Consider the following 22,635-nt stretch of genomic DNA (forward strand, 5'->3'; position numbering starts at 1 on the left):
TTACACACTTCTCCTGGAAGTGCTCTAAAGCGCCACAGCGCTCCCGCCGCGAAGGGCGGCAGGAGCGCTGCTGATAATCCACCTCCGCAGGGTGAGGGGCGGAAGAAATTCAGGCCGCGCGGCGAAGCGGCGGAAAAGCGAGTTTCCGGCCGCTGGGAACCAGCATCCCGGCAGCACCGTCGAGCCAGCCTTCCTTGAGCTCGAGCGCCAGAAAGCGGTTGCGTTCGAAAGGACCGGGCATCACGAGATGCTGCGCGCGCTGCGCGAAGAAGCCGAAACGTTCGTAATAGGCGGCGTCGCCGACGAGCAGGACAGCGCCATGGCCGCGGTTCTTGGCTTCCTGGATCGCCGCGCGCATCAGCATGCCGCCAATACCTTTGCCCTCATGCGCCGGATCGACCGCAAGCGGGCCGAGCAGCAGCGCCGGCACCGCCTGGCCCTCGCGGTTGACGCCGGCCTCGACGTTCCAGAGGCGCACGGTGCCGATGACGTGACCGTCCGCATCCCGCGCGACAAGGGCAAGGCCCTCGGCAGGCACGCGGCCGCGGCGCAGCTTTTCCGACGATTTCCTGCGGCGACCCGCGCCCATGGCACGGTCGAGCAGGTTCTCGCGCGCAACGACATCGCCCGGGTTTTCCGAGTCGATTATAAAGGTGGTTGGCGCGAAGAACGCGCGCAGGGAATCAACAACAGCGGCCATCTGGGCCTCCCGTCATCAAAACCGCTTCAGGCGGACCGGACATGAATTGTGAAAGCCGCTCCCGCTTGAGCGGGAGCGAGCAGGATCAGATGACATAGGCCTTCAGAGGCTCGAAGCCGTTGAAGGCGACGGCCGAGTAGGTCGTCGTGTAGGCGCCCGTGCCTTCGATCAGAACCTCGTCGCCGATCGTCAGCGAGATCGGCAGCGGATACATGTTCTTCTCGTAGAGCACGTCGGCCGAGTCGCAGGTCGGGCCGGCGAGCACGCAGGGTTCCATCGCATCGGCATCGCGGGCCGTACGGATCGGATAGCGGATCGCCTCGTCCATCGTCTCGGCGAGACCGCCGAACTTGCCGATGTCGAGGAAGACCCAACGGTGGCTGTCGTTGTCCGACTTCTTCGACACGAGAACGACTTCCGCCTTGATCACGCCGGCATTTCCCACCATGCCGCGGCCCGGCTCGATGATCGTCTCCGGAATGTTGTTGCCGAAATGCTTCTTCAGCGCGCCGAAGATCGCCTGGCCATAGGCTTCGGCCGACGGAACGTCCCTGAGGTACTTCGTCGGGAAGCCGCCGCCCATGTTGACCATCTTGAGCTCGATGCCCTGCTTGGCAAGCTGGACGAAGACACGCTTGGCATCGGCAAGAGCCGCATCCCATGCGTCGAGCTTCGTCATCTGCGAGCCGACATGGAACGAGACGCCGTAGGAAACGAGCCCGAGCTGGTGCGCATAGACGAGCACGTCGACCGCCATCTGCGGCACGCAGCCGAACTTGCGCGACAGCGGCCATTCGGCGCCTTCGCCATCGGTGAGCACGCGGCAGAAGACACGGGCACCGGGAGCGGCGCGCGCGATCTTCTCGACCTCTTCGTGGCTGTCCACCGCAAAGAGGTTGATGCCCAGCGCATGGGCGCGCGCAACGTCCCGCTCCTTCTTGATCGTGTTGCCATAGGAGATGCGGTTCGGCGTCGCGCCTGCATCGAGCGCCATTTCGATTTCTGCGACCGACGCGCAATCGAAGTTGGAGCCGAGGCCGGCGAGAAGGCGCAGGACTTCCGGCGCCGGATTTGCCTTCACGGCATAGTAGATCGCGCTGTCGGGCAGCGCATGACGGAAGGCCTTGAAATTATCGCGCACGACGTCGAGGTCGACAACGAGGCAAGGACCTTCGGGTCGTCGGGTGTTGAGGAAGTCGATGATACGTGCGGTGGTCATGGCCATATTCCCCGATCCATTAGACTCCACATTTGTGGAGGACAAAGGGCATACGCACGCCTGCACTGGAACCAGCCGGTGGAGACCCCGGAACCATGCATGCGCTCGATGCGCGAATGTGAATCGAAGCCCGCAAAGGCTAGGATTCGGCTTTGTCTGCCATGGATTGGAGGGAATAACCCAACCGCACTTCCGGCAATGAAGGTGTGCCTCTTCAGTAACCCCGGCTGTTGGAAAGCCGGCAGACACCAGAAAGGCCCGCACCGTCGTTGCTTCAAGATGTCCTCGCATTTCCCGGTTGGCCGGAATAGCGACTGGAGGGGTTAGTTCCAGGTACCTTACCGATAACCTCACCTAATCGAGGGTCGGCGGACACCCACAGGCACGTGCGACTTTGGGCAAGGCGTAGGTAAGAAAAATCATTGTCGTAATCAAGAGGTTTTTCCATCTCGCCGCTAATTTTTTCTGGACCGGGCAACGGCGCCAGTGTTCACTTTGGCTGAACGATCGCAGCAGGCCGTGCGTGCGGGCGGGAACCGGAGACCCGTCTACCCAAGCGCGTTTTCGCCTGCACGCCGGAGAAAGACGAACCATGGATACCTTGACCCGCATCCGCGCCTTCATCGATGTCGTGGACGCGGAAGGCTTTTCGGCCGCGGCCCGGCGCATCGGCAAATCCAAGGCGCTGCTGTCGAAATATGTGCGCGAACTCGAGGACGAGCTCGGCGCGCTGCTGTTGAACCGCACGACGCGCCAGTTCTCGCTGACCGAGGCCGGCCACACCTATTATCGCAGCGCATCGGAAATCCTGAAGGAGATCGACAACCTCGCCGATCTCGTGCGTGCCAACAATTCCGACCTCAAGGGCCGATTGCGAATCACCGTGCCGAGGACTTTCGTCGATGCGGATATCGGCCAGTCCCTGATCGACTTCGGCAAGGAGCATCCCGAACTGTCGCTCGACATCGTCTCGGACGACCGGTTCATCGACCTCGTCGAGGAAGGATTCGACGTCGCCATCCGAATCACCCGGCTCGAGGACTCGACGCTGATCGCCCGCAAGCTCGACGACTTCCAGGTGCTGGTCTGCGCCTCGCCGGATTTCATGGCCAAGGCCGGCGCCCTCGGGCATCCGAGCGAACTGTCCAAGCTGCCGTGCATCCTCGACACCAACGGCCGGTCCTATTCGAGCTGGCGTTTCGTCGAAAAGGACGGTTCGCCATTCACCGTGCCGGTCAGCGGGCAGATCGAGGTCAACAGTCCACTTGCCGCGGCGCGCGCCGCGGTGAGCGGCATCGGAGTGGCGGTCCTTCCCGATTTCATCGCCCGGCCGAAGATCGCTTCCGGCGAGCTCGTGACGTTCTTCGACGATTTCCTGCCCAAGGATCGCGGCATCTACGCCATCTATCCGCATCGTCGTTACCTCCCGACCAAGGTTCGCACCTTCGTCGACTTCCTCCACAGCTGGTTCCGCAGCACGCGCTGATGCGACTGCGATCCTTCCTCACGCGTTGGAACGACGCGCTGCAAGTCCCAATTCCGTCTCATTTACGGTACATTCGGGGACGATTCGCGCGGCCCCGGCCGAAAGGATTCCCATTCCCATGAAAATACAAAGCCTCGTCATGGCCGGCCTTGCGACGCTCCTCGCGCCCACGCTCGCCTTCGCCCACCCGCATATATTCGCGGAAGCCCGCCTCGAGATCGTCTCGGACGACACGGGCGGGATCGGCGAGTTGAGGAATGTCTGGCGGTTCGACGAGCTGTTTTCGGCAAGCGTCGTTCTCGACTTCGACAAGAACGCGAACGCCACGCTCGACCCGGATGAACTGAAGGAAGTCGGCCAGACGGTGCTCGAGTCGCTGGCGGAGTACAACTATTACACGTCGATTTCCGACAACGGCAAATCCGTGAAGGTCAGCAGACCCGACAGCATCACCGTCGACTACAAGGATAACCAGCTCCTGATGATGTTTGCGGTCAAGCCTGCCGAGACCATGCCGCTTAAGGGCAAGCTTTCCTTCGGCGTCTACGACCCGACCATGTATACCGCCATGGATTTCCCGACCGACGAGGACCTCTCCGTCGTCGGCGAAAAGATCGAGGCCTGCCAGCATCAGGTGGTGCGGCCCGATCCCGACGAAGTGCTGGCGGAGAACAAGGACACGCTGACCGACGCCTTCTGGAACGATCCGACCGGGACTGACACGTCGAAGCTTTTTGCAACCAGGATCGAGATCACATGCTGAATGCCCGCGACGCCGGCCGCCTGATCGCGGCCGCCTTCCTGTTGACGGTATTTTCCGCAACCGTCGCCGCCGCACAGTCGCCTCTCGGCATCGGCACGGCCGAGCCCTCCATCCGGACGACGGGCTTTCTTGGCGGTTTCTTTTCCTGGGTGAACATGGAGCAGCAAGGCTTCTACCGAATGCTGACCGACGCGCTCAAGGACATGCGCGAGAACCCATGGCAGCTCTGGTCCTTGATCGGCCTTTCCTTCACCTACGGTGTCTTCCACGCCGCCGGTCCGGGCCACGGCAAGGCAGTCATCTCCTCCTACATGATCGCCAATGAGACGGAACTGAAGAGAGGCGTGCTGCTTTCCTTCCTCTCCTCGATCCTGCAGGGCGTCGTTGCCATCCTCCTGATCGGCGCCGTCTATCTCGTGTTGCGCGGCTCCTCGATCAGCATGACGAACGCCACCCGTGCACTCGAAATCGCGAGCTATGCGCTGATCGCTGCCTTCGGCGGTTGGCTGGTCTTCCGCAAGCTGCGATCGATACTGCGTCCGGCCCCTGCCCCTGCCATGATGCATGCCGATGACGTTCATGGCCACAGGCACGAGCATCATCATCATCACGATCACCACCACGCGCACGGGCCTGGCGAGGTCTGCGCCACCTGCGGCCACGCCCACGCACCCGATCCGGCGCTCCTGAAGGGCGACCGCTTCGCGCTCAGCGAAGCCTGGTCGGCGATTGTCGCAGTCGGCTTGCGGCCCTGCTCCGGCGCGCTGATCGTGCTGTCCTTCGCCCTCCTGAACGGGCTCTATCTCGGCGGCGTGCTTTCGGTCTTCGCCATGTCGATCGGTACGGCAATCACCGTTTCGATCCTGGCGACCATGGCCGTCACGGCCAAGGGCATTGCCGTGCGCTATGCCTCCAGCGATTCGGCCGCGGCGCGTATCTCGAACGGCATCGAGATCGCCGGTGCTTTGCTTGTCCTGCTGCTCGGGCTGGTGCTTCTGGGCGCGGCACTGCAGAGCTGAGGCGCACCGTCAGCGCATGCGGGCGCGCGTCGATCGCGAGAAATTACAGCCCCTTCCGGCGCTGATGGCGGGCGCGCAGCCAGAATATCAGGAAGAAGCCTATCACGAATAGGCAGCCGACCGCGGCCGCAAGCCATGGGGATATGTCGCCGAGCCTCACCATGATCGACGGCAACGCGAAGAAGCCGATCCCGACCACCAGCAGAATGATGGCTGCCGCGACGGCGGGCGATTTCTCCTTCTCGGGCGTGCTCACCTTCGCTCCTCCCCAGCGCCAAGCGTTGCGCGGATATCCTCGAGGCGCTGCTTCTGGCGCCCATCGCGATCGAAATTGTCGGGCGAAAGCCAGTGCTCGAAAGCGGCCTTGATGAGCGGCCATTCGCGATCGATCATCGAGAACCAGGCCGTATCGCGATTGGCGCGCTTCGAAACCATGTGCTGACGGAAAATGCCTTCGAAGGTGAAGCCGAGGCGCGCCGCAGTGGTGCGGCTCGCCTGATTTTCGCTGTGGCACTTCCATTCGTAGCGCCTATAGCCGAGGTCCTCGAACACGTGCCTGGCCATGAGATAGTGCGCTTCCGTCGAAAGCGGCGACCGCGCCATGGCGGCCCCGTGCGCGACGCCGCCGACCTCGAGGACGCCGTTGGCGGGATCGGCGCGCATGTAGTTTGCCATGCCGACGACCTTGCCGCTCGCCCGTTCGCGAAAGACTTCGGTCACCCAGGCCGACTTCTGCTGGACCGCGGAAAGCCAGGCATCGAAATCCTCTATGCCCGAAAAATCGTCCTGGGAAAAATATTTGAGCAGAGGATTGATGGCCATGCCACCGAAGGCATCGTTCCAGAGAGCATTCAGATGCTTCGCCCGGTCATAGGGCTCGACGATAACGTATCGTCCCTCGATGAGCACCGGTTTCGGCGCCGGGCATCCCTTCCAGTCGGCAAGGTCACGCATCAACTGCTCCCGCGTTTGCATTCGTGTTTGGCAATAGGACAGACGCGGGGCGGTGACAAATTCAAACTCGTGATGCGACCCATGAGCGGAACGGATCGGCGCCCGCCCTTGAATCCGTTCAAACCGGAATCTTTGCCGCAGAAACCGTCGCCTCGATATGGTCGACGAGCGCATCGGCCAGGCCGAGTCGTCCGGCAAGCAGGTCGAGATAGCCGCGCTCGGCCCGGCCGTCCGGCTCGATCGCGAGACGGGATGCCGTATAGATCTCCACCCGCTCCTCCTCCGTCTCCCCGGCGGAGATGATGGCGTCGAGATCGATCGGATTGACGAGTTCCGCTTCCAGGAAGGCCGCCGCATCCGCGGAAAGGCCCGAAACGGACAGCTTGTCCATGATGCGGCTGCGCTCGGCGCCGTCGATATGGCCATCCGCGCGCGCAGCGGCGATCATGGCGCGCACCAGCACGAGCGCGAAGTCGTCGCTCAGCGCTTCCGGCGCGGCGAAGCCGGAGTCGGCGGGAGGCGCGGGCAACTGGGCCGGTGCGCGTGGTGCGGGCTCGGCCACCGGCTCCTTGCCGGACTGGTAGTTCTTGTAGGCCTGATAGCCAAGGCCGGCGATGGCTGCGAGACCGCCGAGGACGGCGGCATTGCCGGCCAGCTTGCGTCCGGATTTCGTGCCGAGCAGAACCGCGGCGATCGCGCCGGTGGCAAGCGGATTGTCCTTCGCGACTTTGGTCACCTGATCCGCCCGGCCGCGGACAGACCCTCCGGCGCCGGGGACCTGCGATCCCAGGAACTGATCCAGCAATTTCTTCGCGTCGAACATCAGGCTTGCTCCTTTTCGGTCCATGCGCGGTGGCGAGCATGAACGCCCCACCCCGCTCCGTCGTTGGCCGATTGAGACATAGGAACGTTGCCGCGGAAAGACAAACCGGCGTGAAGAATGAAATGGCCGGACGACTGCCGGCCCTCTCCATCAGGTGCCGGCTGGGATCAGCCCTTGAGCGCGAAGGCCTCGGCCGCAAGCTTGGTGATGCCGGCCCAGTCGCCCCTGGCGACCAGGTCCTTCGGCGCCACCCAGGAGCCGCCGACGCAAACGACGTTGGGAAGCGTCAGGTAGTCGCGCGCATTGGCAAGCGAAATGCCGCCGGTCGGGCAGAACAGGGTGCCTGCGAGCGGCGATGAGAGCGACTTCAGATAGGCGGCGCCTCCGGCCTGCTCGGCCGGGAAGAACTTCATCACCCCGTAGCCTTCCTCGCGCAGCCCCATGACCTCGCTCGCCGTGGCCGCACCCGGAAGCAGCGGCACCTCGTGATCGTTGGCGACGTCGATCAGTTCCTGCGTCGTGCCGGGGCTGACGATGAACTGCGATCCGGCCGCGACGGCCTCTTCGAACTGGGCGGCATTGAGGATGGTGCCGGCACCGGCAACGGCGCCCTCCACCTCACCCGCGACCGCACGGATCGCTTCCAGAGCGGCCGGCGTGCGCAAGGTGATCTCGATCGCCTTGAGGCCGCCGGCGACCAGCGCCCGCGCGAGCGGTACCGCCGACGCCGCATCGTCGATCACCAGGACGGGAACCACCGGCTGCAGCTTGAGGATTGAGAGAAGCTTGTCCGTTTTCGCGCTCATGCCGATCGTCCTTTTAAAACGATTGAATAATGCCCTCGCATAGCGTGCCAGTCTGCGGTTGTCGAGCCCGACAGGTCGGGCGCGGAAAACTATTCGCGCTATACCGCCCGCTTCCGCTCTAACTTGTCGGGACCGGCCACGTTCACGATTTCAGGTCGATCCGATCTAAAATCATCGTGATCGAAGGGACAAGACTTGAGCGACATCGATTAAACGGTAGTCTGTGCCGGCCGACATCTCGAAATGGCAGGAGATCCATGGCAAAGGAGATTGAGCGCAAGTTTCTTGTCGCCACCGACGGCTGGCGGCAACACGCGGACAAGGGCATCAGGCTACGTCAGGCCTACATCGTCACCATGGAAGACCGCTCCGTACGCGTGCGCATTCACGGCAACAAGCGGGCACGCCTGACCATCAAGATCGGCAAATCGGCCCTCGTCCGCAACGAGTACGAATACGATCTCCCCATGAACGACGCGCGGGAATTATTGACCCACGCGATCGGCATCGTCATCGAGAAACGGCGTTTCCGGATACCGCACAAGGGGTTCACCTGGGAGGTCGACGTCTATGAGGGTGCGCTCGAAGGGCTCACCGTCGCCGAAGTCGAAATGAAGCGGGAAACGGACCTGCCCAACCTGCCGGCCTGGCTGGGGCGCGAGATCACCGGCGATCGCCGCTACTCCAATCAGGCGCTTGCCACCGAAGGACTGCTGGAAGCGCAAACATGACCTTTGCCTTCCATCCGAAGCGCCCCTTTACCGAGGACTTCCGCGCCGTCGGAGGGGAACAGATCGAACGCGCGATTGCGATGCTCGAGGCTCAACCCGAAGGCGTGCATGAAGCGATTCACGATGCGCGCAAGAGCTTCAAGCGCCTGCGCTCGCTCTATCGCCTCGTGGTCGCGGATGCGCCACTCTTCCAGAGGCAGGAAAACGCACGCTTCCGCGCCATGGCACGCAATCTCTCGACATTCCGCGACGCGGCAGCGCTTGTCGAGAATGCCGGCTATCTGCGCCAGCACGCGGCGAGCGAGGAGCAGCAGCTGGCCCTCGACAAGGTCTGCTCGATCCTCGCAAGCCGGCGCGACCGGATTGCCGAAGAACGAGGCAATCTCGACCGGAAAATCGAAGAAACCATCGTCAATTGCCGAAAGGCGCACGCCGCGCTCGCTCATGTTTCCTTCCATGACGGCAGGCGGAAATCCGCCCGCCGCCTCGCGAAGGGCTGGCGGCAGACGTTGCGGCGCGCCGCACGCGCCAGGGCGGCCTGTGCGGCCAGCACCGATACGGCGCTGTTTCACGACTTGCGCAAAAGCGCGCAGGATTACCGAATGCAGCTTGCCCTGCTTCGCGAGGCGTGGCCATCGGGGATGCGGGCAAAGAGAGCGGAGGCCAGCGACCTGGTCGACGTGCTCGGCCATCTGAATGACATCGCCGAATTGATGTCGCTCGTCGACGAGCGGCCCGACCTTGCCGGCAACAGCAGGGAACATTTTCTTTCGAATGTCGCGGCCAGGCAGGACGCGCTGAGGCGTGAGGCCTTGAAGCGCGCTGATGCGGTCTTTCTCGACCGGCCGCGGAGGGAGAGCCGAACCCTCGAACTGCTCTGGCTCGAAGCCGGAAGGTAGAACGCTTCCCGAAAGTCAGGCTCGGGCGCGATTCGCCGCAATTGCACTTGGCGCCCGAAAGCTGTATTTGCGTGCCGCATGACCGACATGCTCACGACATCGCGCCGCCCGGAGACGCCGGGCCAGTTTCTGGTGGCCGCCCTCTACCATTTCGTATCCTTTCCGCGCTTCGCCGGTTTCCGCGAGCCGCTGCAGGCGATCTGCGACGCCAATGGGGTGAAGGGAACGCTGCTTCTTGCGCATGAGGGCATCAACGGGACGATCGCCGGCACCGAGGAAGGCATTGCGGCGGTCCTGGCCTGTCTGCGCGCGCAGCCGGAATTCGCCGGCCTGGTACACAAGGAGAGTCGGGCCTCGGCCATGCCCTTCCTGCGCATGAAGGTGCGCCTGAAGAAGGAGATCGTCACCATGGGCGTCGAAAACATCGACCCCAAAAAGGTGGTCGGCACCTATGTGGAGCCGAAGGACTGGAATGCGCTGATCTCCGATCCGGAAACGCTGGTCATCGACACGCGCAACGACTATGAAACGGCCATCGGCCTCTTCCAGGGAGCCGTCGACCCCAAGACCAAGACGTTCCGGGAATTTCCCGAATGGGTGCGCAACAATAGCGGCCTGCACAACAAGCCGAAGATCGCCATGTACTGCACAGGCGGTATCCGCTGCGAGAAGGCGACGGCCTTCATGAAAGAGCAGGGCTTCGAGGAGGTCTATCACCTCAAGGGAGGCATCCTCAAATATCTCGAGGAAATACCGCCGGAAGAGAGCCTCTGGGAAGGCGCCTGCTTCGTCTTCGACGAGCGCGTGTCCGTAACCCACGGGCTGCAGGAGGGCGAGCACACGCTCTGCCATGCCTGCCGCCAGCCGCTGACGCCCGCCGACCTCCAGTCGCACCTTCACGAGGAAGGCGTCTCCTGCGTTCACTGCCACGACACCCGCACCGAAGAGGATCGCGAACGTTACCGCCAGAGGCAGAGGCAGATCATGCTTGCCAAGAAGCGCGGCGCGCGGCATCTCGGAAGCTAGAGCACGTCCAGGAAAAGTGCGTAACGGTTTTCCGTCCAAAAGTGCGTTGGATCAAATGGCTAGAGCATTTCAGTGTTTCCATGAAACGTTGAACTGCTCTAGCAGGCTGCTGAAAAACCCGCTGGCTTTTGCCGTAACCGACCTGTTCACCAAATCCGAACCGACACCTTAACGCGCAGCAGCCATCACACACGGATTGAGATCGGGGGAGTAGGGCGGCAAAAACCAGAGCCTGGCACCAGCAGCGCGGATGAACTGGCGCACGAGCGCCGACTTGCGACTCAAGCCAAGGTCATGCCGCCGTCGGCATGAAGTTCGATCCCGTTTACGAAGCTGCCCTCGTCGGAGGCGAGGAAGAGCGCTGCGCGCGCCAGCTCCTCCGGCCTTCCCATTCGCCCCGCCGGGATGAGTGACGCCATGTGATCCTCGAATGCAGGGCGTTCCGCCTCCAATACGCCGAGCTTGCCGAGGATTTCGGTCTCGACCGGCCCGGGGCTAAGAATGTTGACGCGGATGCGCCGTGCCTTGAATTCGATCGCCCAATTCTTAGCGAAGGCGGCTACGGCGGCCTTCGAGCCGGCGTAAACCGCGTGGTCCGGCAACACCTTTGTCGCCGCCAGCGAACTCGTGACGATGATACTGCCGTCATTGCGGATTAGAGGCGCGATCGTCTGGACGCCGAAGAACACGCCGCGCGTGTTGATGGCGAAATGCCGATCGTAATCTTCCGGCGTCACATCGCCGGATGCGGTTAGACTAATGACGCCGGCATTGGCCATATAGATGTCGACGCCGCCGAAACGGTTCTGGATCATGTCCGCCACCCTGTGGTGATGTTCGAGATCAGCGACATCACCCACGACCCCCAAGGCATGATGACCAATATCGCGCACCGCTTGGTCTACGACATCCTGCCGCCGGCCGGTGATGATGACCCGCGCGCCTTCCTCGGCGAAAAGCTTGGCGGTCGCCCTGCCGATGCCGCTATTGCCACCGGTGATAACGGCGACCTTGTCTTCGAGACGTTGCATTGTTTATCTCCTTTCAACTGAGCTTGAGATAAACGGCGGCACGCTCATCCATTAGATCATGGGCACGCACATGATTTGTGCCGCGGAGTTGCGAATGCCGAACCTGCTGAACGAGACTTCTGGATTGATAGCCTTTGTGCGAACGGTGGAGGCCGGTTCCTTCAGCGCCGCGGCACGCAATCTCGACACGACGCCATCGGCGGTGTCGAAGAGCGTGGCGCGGCTTGAAAAGAAGATCGGCGCGCGTCTCTTCCTACGCTCCACCCGGGCCCTGACGTTGACACAGGACGGCCGGATTTTCTTCGAACGCGTCGCACCGCTCCTGCGGGATCTGGAGTCGAGCGACGAGGGGATCGGGTCCGATGCCGCACTCTCCGGCCGTCTACGCGTCAGCATGCCAGCCGAGCTGGCGCCCCTGCTGCTGCCGCGGCTGTTTACAGGCTTTGCGGCCGACAATCCGAACTTGCATCTCGATATCGGCCTGACCGACCGGTTCGTCGATCTGATCCGGGAGGATTTTGACGTCGTGTTGCGCGCTGGCAATCCGACGCAAGGCGATTTGATCGTCCGTCATCTGGCCGACCTGCAGATGGTGATCGTCGCCTCTCCGGCTTTTCTTGAGACCTGGGGCAATCCGCTGCCTGCCAAAAGTTTTGCAGCCTTGCCCTTTGCCCGATACGTCCTCGGCGGATTGGTTCAGCCCGTGCGCCTGGCAGACGGGAGCAGCTTTGTGCCTGTCGGCCGCGTCGATTGCGATTCGGGCGCCGCACTCATCCAAGCGGCGCTCGCCGGGTTGGGCGCCGCTTATCTGCTGCGGTGCTTGGTGGCAAAGGAACTGCAAGTGGGTACGCTTGTCACGCCCGCGCCAGAGATCGCACTTCCAAGCCTGCCATTCAATGCACTGCATGCATTCGGCCGCACCGTGCCATTGCGCGTCAAACTGTTCTGCGACTTCATCGCGCGCGAGGCGAGAGCCATCGAAGCGATGTGATCACAACCTATCATCGGCGACGCCGGCAAAAATCGATCCTGTCAGAACCAGGCGCCGCCGGCCTCGCGCATCGCCATGGGCAGCGTCTCCCAGGCCCTGATCAACTCGCCGATCGATCCGGCCTCCATCTTGCGCATGACATTGGCGCGGTGCAGCTTGACAGTGACCTCACTTATCCCGAGGTCGAATGCGATCTGCTTGTTGAGCCGCCCCCGCGCCACTTCACGCAGGATCTCGCGCTCGCGATGCGTGAGCGTCTCCAGGCGTTCGACGTTGCGCCTGACGACCATGGCGTTGGCCCGTCGCGACGCATCGAGCGCAATGCCGGCGATCACCGCATCGAGCAGCGTCTGGTCGCGCACGGGTTTGGTAAGGAAATCGACGGCACCTGCCTTCATCGCCTGTACCGTCATCGGAATATCGCCGTGTCCGGTCAGGAAGATGATCGGCTTCCCATTGCCGCTCTCCGCCAGATGGTGCTGCAGGTGGAGGCCGCTTGCCCCAGGCATGCGAACGTCAAGGATCAGACAGCCAGGGCTGTCCAGTATGTCGGCGTCGAGCACTTCACGGGTCGAGGCGAAGGCTACGGCCTGGAAGCCCGCCGAGAGGATCAGTTCCGACAAGCCTTCGCGAACAGCCGCGTCGTCATCGACGATGATGACGACGGGCTCACTTGTGTCATTCTTGTGCTGTGGCGACAGCACTGCCGATCTCCGGAGCGGCTGGTCAATTCTCATAATCACCCTCCATTTCTCGATTTCTGCAAAGCTTCCCCTATCGCGATGAGCAGGGCAGGCGCATCGAAAGGCTTGCGGAAAAAGCCGCTGATGCCCCGCGCGCGGCCCTGAGAGGCGATCTCGTGGCGGCCGGTGACCAGGAATACCGGCAGTTCCGGACGCGCCTTGTTGACGATGTCACGAAGTTCAAAGCCGTTCATGCAGGGCATGCCGATATCGGTGATCAGCAGGTCCAGGTCCGACAGGCCGCGGGCGAGCAGGTGCTCGGCCGAGCGGAGGCAGCAAGTTGCATATCCAGCGGATTCCAGCAGTTCTTCCAGCGACTCGAGCAGCCTCGGGTCGTCATCGACAACCGCGACGACTGGCTTGGTGTTCTCCATGATCAATTTCCTCCCGTTCGGCGCGAATGGGTGATCGGTATTCCCAGTCGCTCCGCTATGCGCACCAGGTCGGCGAGTGATGCCGCGGCCATTTTCTGCATCACATTCCTTCGATGGACCTGCAGCGTCACTTCGCTGATTCCCAGTTCCGATGCCGCCTGCTTGTTGAGGAGGCCGCTGACCACGAGCGGCAGCACGTCGCGTTCGCGCAACGTCAGTTCGAGATAACGCTGCCTCAACACGCTCAGTTCAGCCCGTTCCGATCGGTTTTTCCGATCCTCGGAAATCGCCGTATGCACCGCAGCCATGAGGTCCGCGTCGCTGAACGGCTTGGTGAGGAAATCCACCGCACCATGCTTGATCGCCCGTACCGAGGAGGGAATGTCGCCATACCCGGTGATGAAGACGATGGGTGGATGATCGCCCTCGGCGATCTGGCGCTGCAGTTCAAGTCCGTTGATATCGGGCAATTCGACGTCGAGGATCAGGCAAGAAGGCACATCCGGTTTCTCGGCGCTGACATAATCGCCCGCCGAACCGAAGGCGATGGCACGCATCCCGTGGGTCTCCAGGAGCTCGCCGAGAGCCTCCGTTATGCGCTTGTCATCATCGACGATGAAAACGACGTGGTCATCCGCTGTCATGGCGCCGCTTTCCCCGCGATTGGTAAGGTGAAAACGAACCGCGCGCCATGCGGTTCGTTTTTCTCGGCCCATAAACGCCCGCCATGCGCCTCGACGATCGAGCGGCAGATGGCGAGACCCATGCCCATTCCATTCTCTTTCGTCGTGAAGAAAGGTTCGAAGATCTGATCCGGAAACTCGATACCGCTTCCCCGGTCGCCAATTTCGGTCTGCACCTCACTGCCCACGCGATAGGCGCGCACGGTGAGCAATTTTTCCACCGCGACGGCCTCCATTGCTTCCATGCCATTGCGCATGAGATTGACCAGGACCTGCTGGATCTGAATGCGGTCGATTGCGATGGGCGGAAGCATGACCTCCGCGTCGATGTCGAGCCGGATGCGACGGCGCAAAGCCTCCCCCGCCACCAGGTTACACGCCTCGGCGATGACGCCGGAGAGCGACAGGCTGGTCCTATTCTCCACGGATTGCTTGAACAGCGCACGGATACGGCCGACGACTTCCGCCGCTGAGTTGGCGTCGCGGATTACCCGTTCGGTCGTGATCTTGGCGCGCGCGACATTGACGGGCTCAGCCGACAGCCAGCGGTAGCACGCATGCGAATTGGCGACGATCGCCGCCAAGGGCTGATTCACCTCATGGGCGATGGAGGCCGACAGCTCCGCGAGGCTCGCGGCTTGGCTGGCGCGCGCAAGTCGCTCCTGCGCCAGGCGCAGCTCTTCCTGCATCCGCACCTCGCCATCGATATCCAGGCAAATAACGTTCCATTGCACGATGGTGCCGTCGTCCTTGCGCATCGGCGCGGCGCGCGTTTCGACCCAGATATATTCGCCGTCGAAGCGTCGTAGGCGGTGCTTTCTGAGATAGGGTTCGCCGGTCGCCACGCACTGGGCAAAATGCTCCTTGACGCCCGCGACATCGTCGGGATGGACCGCGGCATCGAGCGTGCCGTTCAGCCGCGTTTTGGCCTTCCCATCCAGTTCCTCCAGCTCATAGCCAAGGAACTCGCGCAGTTGCTGGCTGCGATAGACAGGTTCGCCGTTCGGTGCGACACAATCAATCATCGCCGGCAGTGTTTCCACCAGTTGCCAAAGGAAGCGTTCTCTCTCGCGCAATGCCGCCTGCGCGCGCATCTCGTCCTCAATGTCGATCGAAGCAATGTACCACTGCACGATTGTGCCATCTGCATCACGGAACGGTTGCGCCCGCGCCTCTTTCCAGCGATAGACGCCCTGCTTGTTTCGCCCGCGAAATCGGTTCACGAAAGGCTCACCGGCCGCAAAGCCATCCGATGCCCTCTGAAACATCGCTGGAAAGTCGTCGGGGTGAGCCACGTCCCGGGCCAGCGCATCAAAGTCTTGGAAGTCTGCCGTCGGCGAACCAACGTCGTCGAGATATCGCTTGCTGGTGTAGGTCATCTTGCCTGAAGCGGCGAAGCTCAGGATATTGAAAGGCATGGCGTCGATCATTTGCTCCAATTGCCGCTTGCTGCTCTTCAGCGCTTCTTCGGCCTGCACCTGTTCGTCGATGTCGATGGACACCTGATACCAGTGAACGATCGTTCCATCTTGATCGCGCAGAGGCTGCGCGCGTGCCTCTATCCAGCGATAGCTGCCATCTTTCCAACGCCGGCGATAACGCCTCATGAAGGCGTCGCCAGACTTAAGGGAGTTGGCTGACGCTCGAAGGACCTCGGGGGCATCTTCGGGATGTACCAGCTTTTGCGCCACCCGGACGGAATCTTCGAAATTCGCCTTGGAAAGGCCGAGATCCTCCAAAGATCGCTTGTTGACGTAGGCCAGCTTGCCAGCAGGCGTCCAGCTCCAGATGTGGACTGGCAAGGCGTCTACGAGCTGCGAGAGCTCCCGCTCCCGGTCGCGCAAGGCCTCCTGCGCGCGCACCTCATCATCTATGTCGATTGAGATTGCGTACCATTGCAAGATCGTCCCGCCTTCGTCTCGCAAGGGTTCCGCTCGGCCATCAACCCAGCGATACACGCCGTCCGCGCGGCGCATGCGATATTTCATCGAGTATGGCTCGCCTCTGGCGACAGCATCGCGGACCGCCTGCAATAGACCGGGCGCATCATCCGGATGGACAAGAGCCTCAATGTTTGCCTCTAGCTGACTTGTGCCTGGCCTGTGCAACTGTTGCAGATCCAGACCGAAAAAATCCACCAGGCGCTTGTTGAAGAAGGTCGGCTCGCCTTCGGGCGTCAGGCGTCTGATGTGGACTGGGACCAAGTTCACGATCTGCGAGAGCTCTCGCTCCCGGTCGCGCAGGGCCTCCATGCTTTGGCGCAATGTCAGCAACGCGAGCTGGTGCTGCCGGGACATGGCGGCCACGACCAGGGCCGAAAATGCGGAGATCGCCAGGAAGAGTTGCAGCATGATCTGGTTGTGGCGTTGGTTCTCGGCGTTTCCGGCGAACTGGCTGGCGCCGGATATCGTGAAGACCGCGGTGATTAGCGCGAGGAGGGCGAGGGTAACGGCAGCCCCCTTGAACTCAAAGCGCACCGCAGCCCAAAGCAGCGGCGGCATGATTATATAGGCGAAGGGCAGGTAGCCGCCGAGCGAAAGGGTCGCGACGCCGAGAAGGATAACTCCCACGACGCATGCCTCTATCCATCGCGCAGCCGTTAGCTCGGCCTTGCCGTTCCAGTTCTGGATCACGGCGAGCGCGAGCGGCGCGACGAGCAGGACCCCAGTGGCGTCCCCGATCCACCAGAGAGGCCAGGCCGCCAAGAACGTTTGCGAGAATATGCCGAACCAGGCAAGCGTCGCACTCCCTATCGTCGCACTGACCACCGGGGCAGCTCCAGCGCCCACCACGACGAACACAAGAACTTCCCGCAAGGATTCCAGCCGAACCGGCCGACCCAATACCCGATTTACGAGCCATGCGCCGACCATCGCTTCGAGCGCGTTGCCGGTATAAATCAAGACGGCGGCCGGCAGCGGGCTCTGGAACCACAGGACATTGCCGAATAGCTCGCCAAGGCAGCCGACCAGCACCCACCAGGGCCAGCTCTGCTTGGGTGTAAGGATAAGGGTTGCAACGAAAAGCCCACTCGGGGGCCATATGGAAATGCCTGTTCCGGGTACGACTGCAAGTGCCTGCGCGAAGCCGCAACCCAGGACACAAGCCAGAAAAAACAGACCCAGGTGCAGGAATTGGGGGCGGTTCGACCAGACGTCCGTCATCGGCGGCTCCTGCAGGGAAAATAAAGCTTGGGCGGCGCCAGCATATCGAATGGCTAGTCTCGACCTCAGCGCCAGCGACCCCGCGTCGTACACTATTCGCGCCACTGGACAGCCACAACTTATGGAAATCCATGTATCGGCGGCGGCGCCGTCGCTTGGCCGGCTTGGTAGAAAACTGTCATGTCGCAACGATATCCGACATCCGCTTGGATGGTTCTTGTCAGTCCGGAGCAGCGGCGTGGCATCCACGTCGAGGTCCGACGAACTGCCGCCTCATTCCAGCGGCGCGCGCGGCCGTCCATCGGACCGCATCATTCTGGGAAAATCGCGCCAGCGCGTCGCTTCCGGGGACGAGCAGTTCCGGCAGATCGTCCTGGCGAGGCGCGCCGAGCTGGAGGAGATGTTGATGATATGTCCTGACGTCTGCAGGGTGTCGATCTCCGCCTTGAAATCATCTTCAGAGACCTATTCGACAGGGCCTGGATGCGGATAGCCGGCCTTGTTCAACAGCACGTCGAAGCATGCGGACCGTTCCATCGCGGTTGCGACTGCGCCCTGCGATGCGACCTGTCCGTCACATCGCGTTCAATGGGGACAACCTGCTCGCCGTAGCGCCGCGCGAAGTCGAGGAGGCGGTTGACGTCTCGAGCGCACAAGTTCGGCCGTGCTGGGGCCGATTCCGCTGGCGCTGCCGGTTATGAGCATGCCGCGAATTGCCGCCCCAAGCGCGGACGGGATGCGGAGCACGGCGGGCTGCTCCGCATCCCGCCTGGGATCAGGCCTTGAGGAAGGCGAGCAGGTCGGCGTTGACCTGGTCCTGATGCGTGGCGGTAATGCCGTGCGGCGCGCCGGGATAGTAGATGTCCTTGGCACCCTTGATCAGCCGAGCAGATTTGACGGCGGAATCCTTGACCGGCACGATCTGGTCGTCCTCGCCGTGCAGGACGAGCGTCGGCACATCGAACTTCTTCAAATCTTCGGTGAAGTCGGTCTCCGAGAACGCCTTGACGCATTCATAGGCGTTCAAGAGACCCGCCTGCATGCTCCAGAGCCAGAATTGGTCGAGCGTGCCCTTGGAAACATTCGAGCCGGGTCGATTGGCGCCGTAGAATTGCGGGGCAAGGTCACGGTAGAATTGCGAGCGATCCTTGATGAGACCAGCACGGATCGCGTCGAACGCCTCGATCGGCAGGCCTTCCGGATTGGCCGCCGATTTCACCATGACTGGCGGCACGGCGGCGATGAGGACGGCCTTGGCGACGCGCTTCGTACCGTGCCGGCCGATATAGCGGGCAACCTCGCCCCCGCCGGTGGAGTGACCGACCAGCGTTGCGTCCCTGAGGTCCAGCGCCTCGATAACGGCCGCCAGATCATCGGCGTATCCGTTCATGTCGTTCCCCGACGTCGGCTGGCTTGAGCGTCCATGGCCGCGGCGATCGTGCGCCACGACGCGAAAGCCCTGCTGGACGAGGAATAGCATCTGACCGTCCCATGCATCGGAGTTCAGCGGCCAGCCGTGCGAGAAGGTGACGACCGGACCGGTGCCCCAGTCCTTGTAATAGATTTCTGTGCCGTCCTTGGTGGTGATGGTGCTCATGGCTTGCTTTCCGTGGTTAATGGTGGCGGTGAGAGGCTGCTTCGGAGTGTTTGCGGCGGCAACCGCCGGCAAGGCCGTTGCGATACCGGCGGTAAGGCTGCCGAGCAGCGCGTCGCGGCGCGAGACGCCGACAGCCGGTGGGTTTGAAATGTCCTGCATATTTTATCCTTCACGATGATTGAAATGCGAAAGAGGATGGGAACCGCCGGCCCGAGCCGATCGCGTCGAACGACCCGTCGCGACGGCTGCGTCAGAGCGCCAACACATTGATATTTTTGGGCATCTTCTTTCTCCTAAGGCAGCGGTTGCGCATGCCGGGAGAATGCGTGGGTTCGCGATCGCACACCATTCTACATGGGACGCGACCTTCCTCTGCCGAAGTATAGGAGGAGGTGGCCCAAACGACGGGAAGCCTAATCGATCGGAAAGGCTCAGCTCCATCAGATGCGCATCGGGCGCGCCTTCCGGACAGATGGATGATCCGCCATGCCGTCGATAGTTGGTGATCCGGGCGACCCGCGTGGCTTCGACCCGATCGCAATCAATCCACGGAGAGCAGAATGACCGGACGTTTGAACATATTGACCAGGAAGAATGACGGAGTCGATGGCCTCGTCGCCGTCGAAGCCTGGATTGCCAAAAGCTTCGACCCCAAACTAATGGAGATCGTCAAGGTGCGCGTGTCGCAGATCAACGGTTGCGCCCATTGCCTGCACATGCATCGTCAGGACGCCCTGAAACGGGGCGAGACGGAAGAGCGTCTGCTTCTTCTGAGCGCCTGGCGCCAATCGCAGCTGTTCAGCGACCGTGAGCGCGCAGCACTCACCTGGGCCGAGTCGCTGACCAATATCGCCGAGAGCCGTGCGCCGGATGCGGATTATGAAATTGCTCAAAGCGTCTTTTCGGAAGACGAACTCCTGGTGCTGTCTATCGGCATCGCCATGATCAATGCATGGAACCGGCTGGCGATCGGATTTCGGCTGCAGCATCCGGCAGACCACAAGCGCGCCGCTTGATCACCGAGCAGACGCGAACGCACCGGGCGGATTCATCCGCTCTGGAGGGTCCGATGCAAAGCGTCTGCTCCTTCATGCCAGCCTCTGCCAAAATCTCCCTCTGCCAAAATCTCCGCTGCGGCCGCACAGAGAGCATAGGCTGCCCTATCCTCAGGTATGGCCTTTCCTCTTCCTTGGCCGGATCGACCGCCAAACACGCCTCAATATAAAATCCGCCCTGGCTTGTAACCGACACGTTTCAATTACGCAGAACAGGAGCGCATCATGCCGCAGACAGAAACCATACCCCCTTCGATTGCTCAGCAGGAGACCAGCATGAGCTTGGACAACAACTCACACCCCGGCAGAACGGGACCCGAAGAGTTGGTCCCGTCGCGCTATGCGGTGCGAGTCGGTGAGATTGACGTGCTGGTGGTCAGCGACGGGATGCTACCGCTCCCAACCGAAATGCTGGGACACAACGCTGATCCAGCCTCCCGCGCGGCCTGGCTGGGCGAGATGTTCTTGCCAGCGGATGCGTTCGACTGGTCGCTCAACGTAGCCCTGGTGCGCAGCGGTGATCGAACCATCCTGATCGACGCAGGGCTGGGACTGGATCCTAATCTGAACCTCCCGCGTGCTGGCCAGTTGGTCAGGCGACTGGATTCAGCGGGCATTGATCTTCGGTCTGTAACCGACATTGTGCTGACCCATTTGCACATGGACCATATCGGTGGCCTCCTTGTAGAAGGTGTGAAGGACCGGCTGCGGCCAGATCTGCAGATTCACGTGGCAGCCGCCGAGGTCACCTTTTGGGAGTCGCCCGACTTCACCCACGCTCACATGCCGCAGGGATTCCCGGACGCTCTTAGGGCAACCGCCAAGCGTTTCATGGCAGAATACCGGAGCCATCTGCGGCCGTTCGATGAGCAGCATGAGGTCGCGCCAGGCGTGATCGTCCAGCGCACCGGCGGCCATACGCCCGGTCACAGTATAGTTCGTGTGGCATCTGGCGGTGACCGCCTGACGTTTGCCGGCGATGCCGTATTTGCGGTCGGCTTCGACCACCCCGACTGGTTCAACGGTTTCGAGCACGATCCTGAGGAAGCGGCTCGAGTCCGCGTGCGACTTCTGACGGAGCTGGCTCAGACTGGCGAGCAACTCGTCGCCACTCACCTGCCCTTCCCATCCGTTGGCCGGGTGGCGATTGAAGGCGATGCCTTTCGGTGGGTTCCGGTCTTCTGGGATTACTGACCGACTATTGGCTCAGGCGGCTCCCGGCTCTGCCACAGAACCCCAGATCCGGGTCGACCTGAACCAGACCCTGTGACCACCCTCGGCAACCAATGAACAACGCGGCACGCTCAGCGTGCCGCCCCTGGAGAAGCTCATGAAAATCGTCATTATTGGCGGAACCGGCCTAATTGGTTCGAAGACGGCCGACCGCCTTCGCAGGCAAGGCCATGAAGTCATTGCCGCCGCCCCGAACACCGGCGTCAACACGATCACGGGTGAAGGTCTCGCCGAGGCGCTGGCCGGGGCCTCCGTCGTTATCGACCTCGCAAACTCGCCGTCGTTCGATGACAAGGCCGTGCTCGAATTCTTTGAAACATCGGGGCGCAACCTGATGGCAGCGGAGAAGGCGGCCGGCGTAAAGCATCACATCGCGCTTTCCATCGTCGGCGTCGACCGGCTGCCCGACAGCGGCTACATGCGGGCCAAGGTAGCCCAGGAAAATATCATCCGGGAATCCGGCATTCCCTACACGATCGTCCATTCGACGCAATTCATGGAATTCCTCGGCGGCATCGCCCAATCCGGCACGGTCGGTGACACCGTGCATCTGTCGCCAGCCTACGTCCAGCCTATCGCCTCCGACGATGTGGCCGACAACATGGCCGCCGTTGCGACGGCCGCGCCCATCAATGGCATTGTGGAGATTTCGGGTCCGGAGCGGGTCCGGCTGCACGAACTCGTTAGTCGCTTCCTGAAAGCAAAGGGCGATGCCCGGAAAGTGGAGGCAGATCCGGAGGCTCGCTACTTCGGCGCCAAATTGGAAGATGGCTCGCTCGTTTCCGACAACAATCCCCGCCTCGGCCGGATCACCTTCGAGCAGTGGTTCGCAACCTCTACCCGCAACTGAATGGATGACGGTGTACCGCCTCCTGCGGCGCACCCTCCGGTTTTCGAGAAAGGAATTCGACATGACCAAGCCAATCCTTGCCCTTGCCGTAGCTGCCCTCTTGTCCACGACGGCCACGGCCCACGACGCCGGCGACAAGGACGCCAAAGTCACGCTCGTCTACGAGCACGAATTGCCCAACGTCCCGGGCAAGAGCATGAAGGGCGTCCTCGTTGAATATGGTCCCGGCGGTTTCTCTTCGGCTCATACCCATCCAAACTCCGCCTTCATCTATGCGACGGTGCTGGAGGGTGCCATCCGCAGCCAGGTCAACGACGGCCCCATTACCGTTTACAAGGCGGGCGAAAGCTTCTCGGAAATCCCGGGCGACCGCCACGGCGTCAGCGAGAATGCCAGCGATACACAGCCTGCGAGGCTGCTGGCGGTCTTCGTCGTCGACACCAATGAGAAGGAGCTGACCTTCCCGATCAAGAAGTAGCCGGCGAGGC

General features: G+C 62.1%; 23 protein-coding genes and 1 pseudogene. 11 read left to right on the forward strand and 13 right to left on the reverse strand.

The window, feature by feature from the left end:
• Positions 1-109: 109 nt before the first annotated feature.
• Together CN933_RS20325 and odc2 are read right to left on the reverse strand one after the other, a co-directional pair.
• Positions 110-700, reverse strand: coding sequence for a GNAT family N-acetyltransferase (locus CN933_RS20325; RefSeq protein WP_018096710.1), 591 nt, complete (start codon positions 698-700; stop codon positions 110-112).
• Positions 701-785: 85 nt separating this feature from the next.
• A complete protein-coding gene (odc2, locus tag CN933_RS20330; protein ID WP_018096709.1) occupies positions 786-1,925 on the reverse strand; it encodes an ornithine/lysine decarboxylase in 1,140 nt (379 codons plus the stop codon).
• Between the two features lie 586 nt (positions 1,926-2,511).
• On the opposite strand from odc2, the gene CN933_RS20335 reads away from it, so the two are divergent.
• The 3 genes from CN933_RS20335 (at position 2,512) to CN933_RS20345 (ending at position 5,187) form a co-directional block, all read left to right on the forward strand.
• Positions 2,512-3,405 carry a LysR family transcriptional regulator gene (locus tag CN933_RS20335; protein ID WP_018096708.1) on the forward strand — a complete coding sequence of 298 codons (894 nt, stop codon included), beginning with the start codon at positions 2,512-2,514 and terminating at the stop codon, positions 3,403-3,405.
• A gap of 118 nt (positions 3,406-3,523) precedes the next feature.
• Complete coding sequence (locus tag CN933_RS20340; protein WP_018096707.1) at positions 3,524-4,168, forward strand: DUF1007 family protein; 645 nt, start codon at positions 3,524-3,526, stop codon at positions 4,166-4,168.
• On the forward strand, positions 4,162-5,187 hold the full coding sequence (locus CN933_RS20345) for a nickel/cobalt transporter (RefSeq protein WP_018096706.1): 1,026 nt from the start codon (positions 4,162-4,164) through the stop codon (positions 5,185-5,187). Before CN933_RS20340 ends, CN933_RS20345 begins: the two co-directional genes overlap by 7 nt.
• A gap of 43 nt (positions 5,188-5,230) precedes the next feature.
• Here CN933_RS20345 and CN933_RS20350 read toward each other — a convergent pair whose 3' ends face one another.
• The 4 genes from CN933_RS20350 to CN933_RS20365 all read right to left on the reverse strand — a co-directional run bounded on the left by CN933_RS20350 (position 5,231) and on the right by CN933_RS20365 (position 7,770).
• The gene (locus tag CN933_RS20350; RefSeq protein WP_018096705.1) at positions 5,231-5,443 is read right to left on the reverse strand and encodes a hypothetical protein; all 213 of its coding nucleotides are present in this window, start codon (positions 5,441-5,443) and stop codon (positions 5,231-5,233) included.
• Complete coding sequence (locus CN933_RS20355; protein ID WP_018096704.1) at positions 5,440-6,141, reverse strand: GNAT family N-acetyltransferase; 702 nt, start codon at positions 6,139-6,141, stop codon at positions 5,440-5,442. The genes CN933_RS20350 and CN933_RS20355 overlap by 4 nt, the downstream gene beginning before the upstream one ends.
• Positions 6,142-6,259: 118 nt before the next feature.
• Positions 6,260-6,964 carry a tellurite resistance TerB family protein gene (locus CN933_RS20360; RefSeq protein WP_018096703.1) on the reverse strand — a complete coding sequence of 235 codons (705 nt, stop codon included), beginning with the start codon at positions 6,962-6,964 and terminating at the stop codon, positions 6,260-6,262.
• 167 nt (positions 6,965-7,131) lie between these two features.
• On the reverse strand, positions 7,132-7,770 hold the full coding sequence (locus CN933_RS20365) for a 2-dehydro-3-deoxy-phosphogluconate aldolase (RefSeq protein ID WP_018096702.1): 639 nt from the start codon (positions 7,768-7,770) through the stop codon (positions 7,132-7,134).
• Between the two features lie 257 nt (positions 7,771-8,027).
• Here CN933_RS20365 and CN933_RS20370 point away from each other — a divergent pair, with 257 nt between their 5' ends.
• From CN933_RS20370 to trhO, 3 genes are all read left to right on the forward strand, one after another.
• Positions 8,028-8,501 (forward strand): CYTH domain-containing protein, encoded by a 474-nt coding sequence (locus CN933_RS20370; RefSeq protein WP_018096701.1) that lies wholly within the window; start codon positions 8,028-8,030, stop codon positions 8,499-8,501.
• Positions 8,498-9,400: a CHAD domain-containing protein gene (locus CN933_RS20375; RefSeq protein ID WP_018096700.1), complete on the forward strand. Its 903-nt coding sequence runs from the start codon at positions 8,498-8,500 to the stop codon at positions 9,398-9,400. Before CN933_RS20370 ends, CN933_RS20375 begins: the two co-directional genes overlap by 4 nt.
• A gap of 78 nt (positions 9,401-9,478) precedes the next feature.
• Entirely contained in the window at positions 9,479-10,426 is a 948-nt protein-coding gene (gene trhO / locus CN933_RS20380; RefSeq protein ID WP_018096699.1) for an oxygen-dependent tRNA uridine(34) hydroxylase TrhO, read from the forward strand.
• A gap of 171 nt (positions 10,427-10,597) precedes the next feature.
• Here the strand turns inward: trhO and CN933_RS32405 are convergent.
• A pseudogene (locus tag CN933_RS32405) lies at positions 10,598-10,708 on the reverse strand (transposase); the annotation flags it as partial.
• Entirely contained in the window at positions 10,708-11,457 is a 750-nt protein-coding gene (locus tag CN933_RS20385) for an SDR family NAD(P)-dependent oxidoreductase (RefSeq protein WP_018096698.1), read from the reverse strand. The pseudogene CN933_RS32405 and the gene CN933_RS20385, both read right to left, overlap by 1 nt.
• A gap of 58 nt (positions 11,458-11,515) precedes the next feature.
• On the opposite strand from CN933_RS20385, the gene CN933_RS20390 reads away from it, so the two are divergent.
• Positions 11,516-12,448: a LysR family transcriptional regulator gene (locus CN933_RS20390; RefSeq protein WP_018096697.1), complete on the forward strand. Its 933-nt coding sequence runs from the start codon at positions 11,516-11,518 to the stop codon at positions 12,446-12,448.
• 41 nt (positions 12,449-12,489) lie between these two features.
• Here CN933_RS20390 and CN933_RS20395 read toward each other — a convergent pair whose 3' ends face one another.
• The 5 genes from CN933_RS20395 to CN933_RS20420 all read right to left on the reverse strand — a co-directional run bounded on the left by CN933_RS20395 (position 12,490) and on the right by CN933_RS20420 (position 19,168).
• Positions 12,490-13,185 carry a response regulator transcription factor gene (locus tag CN933_RS20395; RefSeq protein ID WP_018096696.1) on the reverse strand — a complete coding sequence of 232 codons (696 nt, stop codon included), beginning with the start codon at positions 13,183-13,185 and terminating at the stop codon, positions 12,490-12,492.
• A 2-nt stretch (positions 13,186-13,187) separates the two neighbouring features.
• Entirely contained in the window at positions 13,188-13,565 is a 378-nt protein-coding gene (locus CN933_RS20400; protein WP_018096695.1) for a response regulator, read from the reverse strand.
• Between the two features lie 2 nt (positions 13,566-13,567).
• A complete protein-coding gene (locus tag CN933_RS20405) occupies positions 13,568-14,209 on the reverse strand; it encodes a response regulator transcription factor (RefSeq protein ID WP_018096694.1) in 642 nt (213 codons plus the stop codon).
• Positions 14,206-17,412: a PAS domain-containing protein gene (locus CN933_RS20410; protein ID WP_102762218.1), complete on the reverse strand. Its 3,207-nt coding sequence runs from the start codon at positions 17,410-17,412 to the stop codon at positions 14,206-14,208. Before CN933_RS20410 ends, CN933_RS20405 begins: the two co-directional genes overlap by 4 nt.
• Positions 17,413-18,187: 775 nt before the next feature.
• Positions 18,188-19,168, reverse strand: a complete 981-nt coding sequence (locus tag CN933_RS20420) for an alpha/beta fold hydrolase (protein WP_018096691.1) — start codon at positions 19,166-19,168, stop codon at positions 18,188-18,190.
• A 401-nt stretch (positions 19,169-19,569) separates the two neighbouring features.
• Between CN933_RS20420 and CN933_RS20425 the strand changes: the two genes are divergently transcribed.
• The 4 genes from CN933_RS20425 to CN933_RS20440 all read left to right on the forward strand — a co-directional run bounded on the left by CN933_RS20425 (position 19,570) and on the right by CN933_RS20440 (position 22,625).
• The gene (locus tag CN933_RS20425) at positions 19,570-20,025 is read left to right on the forward strand and encodes a carboxymuconolactone decarboxylase family protein (protein WP_102762219.1); all 456 of its coding nucleotides are present in this window, start codon (positions 19,570-19,572) and stop codon (positions 20,023-20,025) included.
• Between the two features lie 264 nt (positions 20,026-20,289).
• Positions 20,290-21,258, forward strand: a complete 969-nt coding sequence (locus tag CN933_RS20430) for an MBL fold metallo-hydrolase (protein ID WP_018096689.1) — start codon at positions 20,290-20,292, stop codon at positions 21,256-21,258.
• A 136-nt stretch (positions 21,259-21,394) separates the two neighbouring features.
• Positions 21,395-22,147, forward strand: coding sequence for an SDR family oxidoreductase (locus CN933_RS20435; RefSeq protein WP_018096688.1), 753 nt, complete (start codon positions 21,395-21,397; stop codon positions 22,145-22,147).
• Between the two features lie 61 nt (positions 22,148-22,208).
• Complete coding sequence (locus CN933_RS20440; protein WP_026168784.1) at positions 22,209-22,625, forward strand: cupin domain-containing protein; 417 nt, start codon at positions 22,209-22,211, stop codon at positions 22,623-22,625.
• Positions 22,626-22,635 lie beyond the last annotated feature (10 nt).

Source organism: Sinorhizobium sp. M4_45, from assembly GCF_002885915.1.
Classification (GTDB): Bacteria; Pseudomonadota; Alphaproteobacteria; order Rhizobiales; family Rhizobiaceae; genus Sinorhizobium; species Sinorhizobium meliloti_A.

Excerpts from the sequence above, each read along its gene's own strand:
- CN933_RS20325 (WP_018096710.1), bottom strand. The coding sequence starts at position 700 with ATGGCCGCTGTTGTTGATTCCCTGCGCGCGTTCTTCGCGCCAACCACC.
- odc2 (WP_018096709.1), bottom strand. The coding sequence starts at position 1,925 with ATGGCCATGACCACCGCACGTATCATCGACTTCCTCAACACCCGACGA.
- CN933_RS20335 (WP_018096708.1), top strand. The coding sequence starts at position 2,512 with ATGGATACCTTGACCCGCATCCGCGCCTTCATCGATGTCGTGGACGCG.
- CN933_RS20340 (WP_018096707.1), top strand. The coding sequence starts at position 3,524 with ATGAAAATACAAAGCCTCGTCATGGCCGGCCTTGCGACGCTCCTCGCG.
- CN933_RS20345 (WP_018096706.1), top strand. The coding sequence starts at position 4,162 with ATGCTGAATGCCCGCGACGCCGGCCGCCTGATCGCGGCCGCCTTCCTG.
- CN933_RS20355 (WP_018096704.1), bottom strand. The coding sequence starts at position 6,141 with ATGCGTGACCTTGCCGACTGGAAGGGATGCCCGGCGCCGAAACCGGTG.
- CN933_RS20360 (WP_018096703.1), bottom strand. The coding sequence starts at position 6,964 with ATGTTCGACGCGAAGAAATTGCTGGATCAGTTCCTGGGATCGCAGGTC.
- CN933_RS20365 (WP_018096702.1), bottom strand. The coding sequence starts at position 7,770 with ATGAGCGCGAAAACGGACAAGCTTCTCTCAATCCTCAAGCTGCAGCCG.
- CN933_RS20370 (WP_018096701.1), top strand. The coding sequence starts at position 8,028 with ATGGCAAAGGAGATTGAGCGCAAGTTTCTTGTCGCCACCGACGGCTGG.
- CN933_RS20375 (WP_018096700.1), top strand. The coding sequence starts at position 8,498 with ATGACCTTTGCCTTCCATCCGAAGCGCCCCTTTACCGAGGACTTCCGC.
- trhO (WP_018096699.1), top strand. The coding sequence starts at position 9,479 with ATGACCGACATGCTCACGACATCGCGCCGCCCGGAGACGCCGGGCCAG.
- CN933_RS20385 (WP_018096698.1), bottom strand. The coding sequence starts at position 11,457 with ATGCAACGTCTCGAAGACAAGGTCGCCGTTATCACCGGTGGCAATAGC.
- CN933_RS20390 (WP_018096697.1), top strand. The coding sequence starts at position 11,516 with ATGGGCACGCACATGATTTGTGCCGCGGAGTTGCGAATGCCGAACCTG.
- CN933_RS20395 (WP_018096696.1), bottom strand. The coding sequence starts at position 13,185 with ATGAGAATTGACCAGCCGCTCCGGAGATCGGCAGTGCTGTCGCCACAG.
- CN933_RS20400 (WP_018096695.1), bottom strand. The coding sequence starts at position 13,565 with ATGGAGAACACCAAGCCAGTCGTCGCGGTTGTCGATGACGACCCGAGG.
- CN933_RS20405 (WP_018096694.1), bottom strand. The coding sequence starts at position 14,209 with ATGACAGCGGATGACCACGTCGTTTTCATCGTCGATGATGACAAGCGC.
- CN933_RS20410 (WP_102762218.1), bottom strand. The coding sequence starts at position 17,412 with ATGACGGACGTCTGGTCGAACCGCCCCCAATTCCTGCACCTGGGTCTG.
- CN933_RS20420 (WP_018096691.1), bottom strand. The coding sequence starts at position 19,168 with ATGCAGGACATTTCAAACCCACCGGCTGTCGGCGTCTCGCGCCGCGAC.
- CN933_RS20425 (WP_102762219.1), top strand. The coding sequence starts at position 19,570 with ATGACCGGACGTTTGAACATATTGACCAGGAAGAATGACGGAGTCGAT.
- CN933_RS20430 (WP_018096689.1), top strand. The coding sequence starts at position 20,290 with ATGCCGCAGACAGAAACCATACCCCCTTCGATTGCTCAGCAGGAGACC.
- CN933_RS20435 (WP_018096688.1), top strand. The coding sequence starts at position 21,395 with ATGAAAATCGTCATTATTGGCGGAACCGGCCTAATTGGTTCGAAGACG.
- CN933_RS20440 (WP_026168784.1), top strand. The coding sequence starts at position 22,209 with ATGACCAAGCCAATCCTTGCCCTTGCCGTAGCTGCCCTCTTGTCCACG.